The sequence below is a fragment of the Pseudomonas sp. GW460-LB5 genome (genome assembly GCF_059423245.1).
In genome coordinates this window covers 1-5,493 of sequence record NZ_JBWKXT010000114.1, presented here as the reverse complement: position 1 = coordinate 5,493, position 5,493 = coordinate 1, and the positions used below count along the sequence as shown (strand labels likewise).

Genomic DNA, 5,493 nt, shown 5'->3' with positions numbered 1-5,493 from the left:
ATCGCCCCCACCGCAAGGCGTCCCCCGACCCCTCTCAGGATCGCATCCAAATCGTGCCGCAGGTTCGAGATATCAGTCTGCACCACCCTGGCGTACCTGATGGCGCAATAGCCGGCAGCCGTTGGTTCAAGCCCACGGTTGTTGCGATTAAAAAGCGTCGTACCAAAAGTCGTCTCGATCTCCTGAAGGGCCTTGCTTGCCCCAGGTTGTGTCAGCCCCACGCTATTTGCGGCTCCGAGAAGAGAGCGGTGCTCGTCCAGCTCGATGAGCAATCGCAGGTGTCTAGCGTGGAGCCTGGACATGATCGAGTTGAGGGACGGGGTCATTTGGTATGAATCCTAGTTATACCTGTATGGATTGTTCTCAATACCACGGCTGAATTCAGATTTCTATACTGGCGCGGCACGATGTCGCACTCGGTGCGGCGGATTGGCCTGAGATCGGCCCAAAATAACAAAGCCAGTAGGCTCGAGGAGACCCCATGTCCCTGATCAATTACATCACCCAGATCCAGTTTGAAGTCGGAGCTATTTCGCTCCTGCCTGCAGAGTGTCAGCGCATTGGTATTACCCGCCCTTTGATCGTCACTGACCGTGGTGTCCGTGCGGCAGGTATCGTCGATGTAGCTCTGAGCAAATTCACCGACTCCACTGTTCAGCTGCCGATCTATGACGGCACGCCACCCAACCCAAACGAAAATGCTGTTCGTGAAGCAGTGGCCATGTTCAAGGAATGCGGTTGCGACGGCATCATCGCCATCGGCGGCGGTTCCGCTATTGACCTTGCCAAAGGTGTAGCCGTATGCGCCAAGCACGAAGGCCCGCTGAAAAGCTTCGCTGTCATCGAAGGTGGCCTGGCTCGCATCACTCCAGCAACGGCCCCTGTGATCGCAGTGCCGACCACTGCCGGCACCGGCAGCGAAGTTGGTCGTGGCGCCATTCTCATCTTGGACGATGGCCGTAAGGTTGGCGTGATTTCCCCCCACGTTGTTCCAAAATCTGCAATCTGTGACCCGGAACTGACTCTTGGCCTGCCTGCAGTTTTGACTGCTGCTACCGGGATGGATGCGATTGCCCACTGCCTCGAAACCTTCATGGCTCCGTCGTTCAACCCACCTGCGGACGGTATTGCATTGGACGGCCTGTGGCGTGCCTGGCGCTTCATCGAAACCGCTACCCAAGATCCGAAAAATCTGGAAGGTCGCACCAACATGATGAGTGCTTCCCTGCAAGGCGCTCTCGCGTTCCAGAAAGGTCTGGGTTGCGTTCATAGCCTGAGCCACTCGCTGGGCGGCATCAATCCTCGCCTGCACCACGGCACTCTCAACGCAATCTTCCTGCCGGCTGTGATCCAGTTCAACCGCAAGGCAGCGACCATGGTCAACGAGCACAAGACAGCGCGTATTGCTCAAGCGATGGGGTTGGCTGACGAAAGCCAAATCGAAGATGCGATCCGGGACATGACCCGAGCACTCGGCCTGCCAACCGGCCTGCGGGAGCTGGAAGTCACTGAAGACATGTTCCCCAAAATCATCAAAGGCGCTCTCGCAGATCACAGCCATCGCACAAACCCGCGTGAAGCTTCTGCAGAGGATTACCAGTGGATTCTCGAGGCCTCCATGTAAGCCTCGAAATCCTGCCCTCATCCAATAACAAGAAAGTGAACGCCTATGAACACCAAATATGCGGAAGCGGAGCTCAACCGTAAGCCTGAAACGGTGGCGAGCTCAAACCCCTTCAAGAAGTACCAGGTCATCACCGTCAGCCTGCTGCTGGTGATCGGCATCATCAACTATGTGGATCGGAGCGCTCTGTCGATTGCAAACACCTCTATCCAGCGGGATATGGGGATTACGCCTTCCCAGATGGGCATCCTCCTGTCAGCGTTCTCGTTGGCATATGCCCTGGCTCAGCTTCCACTGGGTGTGATCATTGATCGCCTGGGCAGCAAGATTTCACTGGGCGCAGCGCTTCTTGGCTGGTCTGTTGCTCAAACTGCTTCTGGCTTGATCAACACATTCTCTGCGTTCATCGGTTTGCGGATCGTGCTGGGTATCGGTGAAGCACCAATGTTTCCTTCAGCTGCTAAGGCACTTTCAGAGTGGTTCGAAGCTGAGAAGCGTGGGACGCCCACTGGGATCGTGTTGTCGTCGACATGCATAGGGCCTTGCATCGCGCCACCACTCTTGACCCTACTGATGGTCAATTGGGGATGGCGTGGCATGTTCATTGCCACCGGCGTTTTTGGAATCTTGATCGCTGCCTGCTGGTTCGCCTTCTACAAGAGCAAAGAGCGTTTTTTGGCTGAGCTTCCTGCAGAGGAACGCGAACGTCTACTGGCTACGCAAGCACAGAGGCAGGCAGCAATTACAGCAAGGCCCAGCGTGAAAGCTCAGTTGAGCGCGTGGGCTGAGCTGTTCCAGCACAAAAGCACTTGGGGTGCAGTCCTGGGGTTCATGGGCGTGATCTACATGCTATGGCTGCACCTCACCTGGTTGCCAGGTTATTTCGAGCGTGAGCACGGTCTCAGCCTGTATCAAACTGCCTGGATCGTTTCCTTGGCCTATGTATTTGGCGCCTTGGGCACCATCGTCGCTGGCCGTTTCTGTGACCGACTGGTGAAGAATGGGGCCACCGTACTGGGTAGCCGGAAGTTCGTAGTTGTCTGCGCACTGTTCTCAGCTGCTGCATTCACCATCCCTCTGTCGTTCGGCAGTGGCTTCATCCTCAGCGTGGTGTTGCTGTGCGGTGCATTGTTCAGCGTCAACATGGCCAGCTCAACTGCTTGGATGATCGCTAACACAGTCGTGGATAGTCGACGGGTTGCTTCCTTCGGCTCTATCCAGAACTTCGGCGGTTACCTGGCGGGATCGGTGGCACCCATTGTCACTGGCTTCAGCATCCAGCAATCCGGCTCATTCGCTTCCGCATTTTTGATCAGTGCTGCCGTGGCATCGGTGGCAGCAATGGCTTACGTGCTTCTTCTGAAGCAGCCCATTTCCACTGACAAGTAACAAGTTTTCGGAGTAGATATATGCAACTCACAGGTGAACAACTAATCGGTTATCGAGCGGTGCGCGGCGAAGGCCGTGAACTCCTTGCGATCAATCCTAATAACCAACAGTCTATTCCAAGCCCTGTGTTCAACTGCGCAAGCGCAGCTCTGGTTAACGAGGCCTGCGAGCTGGCCGAACAGGCGTTCGACTCGTTCCGCTCCGCTGCACCTGAATTGCGTGCCCGTTTTCTCGAAGAGATTGCGGAAGGGATCGTAGGCCTGGGCTCTACATTGACTGAGCGTGCTCACCTCGAAACCGGGCTGCCCATGGCTCGACTTGAAGGCGAGCGGGGACGCACCGTCGGTCAGCTGCGGCTTTTCGCATCTGTTCTTCGCCAAGGCCGTTGGCAGGATGCGACACTCGACTCGGCTCTGCCAGATCGTCAGCCGCTTCCACGCCCCGACCTGCGCATGTGCAAAATTGCGCTGGGGCCTGTCACCGTCCTCGGTGCAAGTAATTTCCCGCTCGCTTTCTCTGTCGCAGGTGGCGATACCGCTTCCGCACTGGCCGCAGGTTGCCCTGTTGTCGTGAAAGCACACCGCGCTCACCTGGGAACCTCCGAGCTCGTAGGGCGAGTGATCCAGGAAGCTTCGAAGCGCCTTGAATTGCCTGAGGGAACGTTCTCGCTGATTGTCGGTGATGGCAACGATGTAGGACAGCAGTTGGTATCGCACCCGGCTATCAAAGCCGTAGGTTTCACCGGATCACGTAGCGGTGGCCTGGCATTGATGCGGGCAGCGGCAGCGCGGCCTGAACCCATCCCCGTCTACGCCGAAATGAGCAGCATCAACCCGGTATTCCTCCTGCCAGGTGCACTGTCTGCTCGGGCAGAGTCCATCGCCACCGGCTTCATCGACGCTCTGGTAATGGGCGCAGGCCAGTTCTGCACCAACCCAGGCATCGTGCTTGCAGTCGATGGCCCTGACCTGGAAGCCTTCCTGGACAAGGCCGGAGCTCATCTGGGCGACAAGGCTGCGCAAACCATGCTGACTCCTGGCATTCATTCTGCCTATTCGCAAGGGATTGATCGCATCACCAGTCAGTCCTGCGTTCAGGCCGTTGCTTCAGGCCAGCCTGATCTTGGAGCCACACAGGCACAGGGGCATCTCTATCAAACGACCTTCGAAAGCGTGGCAGCCAATGCACAGCTCTTGGAGGAGGTGTTTGGCCCGGCAGCTATCGTCATCCGTTGCCAGAACGTCAACGAAATGCTCGCGTTCGCCAAATCCATCGAGGGTCAGCTGACGGCGACACTTCATCTTGAAGATGAGGACTTGGCGATTGCTCAAGGTTTGGTGCAAGCCATGGAGAAGAAGGCTGGCCGCGTATTGGTCAACGGCTTCCCAACTGGCGTGGAGGTATGTGACTCCATGGTACACGGCGGTGCTTTCCCTGCTACCTCTGACAGCCGCACAACGTCGGTTGGTTCGACTGCAATCGACCGCTTCCTTCGTCCTGTTTGCTATCAAAATTTGCCAAATGTCCTCCTCCCTGAGGCATTGAAGCAAAACAACCCTTTGAATATCTGGCGCCTGGTAGACGGAAAAACCACTGCTCCGAAAGGCTAGAGCAACAAATGCCAGCAGCCACACGCAGCCGTGGCTGCTGGCATCCAATTGATCAAATGGCGGTTGCAGAAGCTGAGTGCAACACGGTCATTGAATTGAAGCTGGAGCATCATGCCGCATAACCATGGCCTTGTGCATCACCTCGCCCATAACTTCGATTGGGCATTTGAAGTCGAAGCGCTTACGCGGACGCATGTTCAGTTGCAGTGCGACCCCTTTCTGGATCAGCTATGTTGATGAGGGATTCATCCTTAACGAACATGCAGAAGCCGTGAAACGTGCCGCAGAACTCTGTTTTGAAATGGGTGCAAGAGCAACTGCCCAAGAATTAAACAAGATGAACTTCCCCAAGAAATATACTGAAAGCATTGTTGGGAAGGTTCTTCGACAGCCCGCAATTTACGGGTCTTTTATCGCTATGGAGTGGGACGAATCAGGTAAGCCGATTCAGGTCAAAAAAGAGATTAAAGGCTATTATCCGGCAGTAATTTCAGAGTCAGAGTTTTATAGAGTCGGCGCAAAATTGAGTGAGCGACAAGACCCAAAACTTGCAGGGCGAAAGGTCGCAGAATTCAAAAACATCTTACGAGGGATTGTTTTTTGTGCCTGTGGCTCGGGCTTCCGTTACCACGCACAAAAAAGAGAGTATGTTGACTTGGTGTGCTCGGCCTCATTGGCTGGGCGCTGCACGTATGCATCACCATGAAAAGGCGTCAGATATAGATATGCACGAATAGAGGAAATATTCCTTGCCTACCAATCCCTTATCCCATTTCACAGAATAATACCAAAGCCTAAGGATGGTCTGAAATAGCCGGAAATTTTCCGGCTATCGAGCAGCCAACACATCAAAAAACGACGTACGTTGAA

General features: G+C 55.2%; 5 protein-coding genes and 1 pseudogene. 4 read left to right on the top strand and 2 right to left on the bottom strand.

The features are described from left to right. Positions 1–326, bottom strand: a 326-nt coding sequence (locus tag AC07XM_RS30815; RefSeq protein WP_146026088.1) for a helix-turn-helix domain-containing protein, incomplete at its 3' end; no start/stop codon positions are given. 155 nt (positions 327–481) lie between these two features. Between AC07XM_RS30815 and gbd the strand changes: the two genes are divergently transcribed. Genes gbd through AC07XM_RS30800 form a run of 3 tightly spaced genes read left to right on the top strand, consistent with a single transcriptional unit; the run spans position 482 to position 4,623 of the window. Then, on the top strand, positions 482–1,624 hold the full coding sequence (gene gbd, locus AC07XM_RS30810; protein WP_047595526.1) for a 4-hydroxybutyrate dehydrogenase: 1,143 nt from the start codon (positions 482–484) through the stop codon (positions 1,622–1,624). Between the two features lie 45 nt (positions 1,625–1,669). Beyond that, positions 1,670–3,013: an MFS transporter gene (locus tag AC07XM_RS30805; protein WP_070087314.1), complete on the top strand. Its 1,344-nt coding sequence runs from the start codon at positions 1,670–1,672 to the stop codon at positions 3,011–3,013. A gap of 20 nt (positions 3,014–3,033) precedes the next feature. Further along, positions 3,034–4,623 carry an aldehyde dehydrogenase (NADP(+)) gene (locus tag AC07XM_RS30800; RefSeq protein WP_102689535.1) on the top strand — a complete coding sequence of 530 codons (1,590 nt, stop codon included), beginning with the start codon at positions 3,034–3,036 and terminating at the stop codon, positions 4,621–4,623. Between the two features lie 87 nt (positions 4,624–4,710). On the opposite strand, the pseudogene AC07XM_RS30795 reads toward AC07XM_RS30800, so the two are convergent. Next, positions 4,711–4,836: pseudogene (locus AC07XM_RS30795) on the bottom strand (IS30 family transposase); the annotation flags it as partial. Between AC07XM_RS30795 and AC07XM_RS30790 the strand changes: the two are divergent. Beyond that, positions 4,817–5,329 carry a recombinase family protein gene (locus tag AC07XM_RS30790; protein ID WP_075045752.1) on the top strand — a complete coding sequence of 171 codons (513 nt, stop codon included), beginning with the start codon at positions 4,817–4,819 and terminating at the stop codon, positions 5,327–5,329. The pseudogene AC07XM_RS30795 and the gene AC07XM_RS30790 sit on opposite strands and share 20 nt — an antisense overlap. Positions 5,330–5,493: the final 164 nt, after the last annotated feature.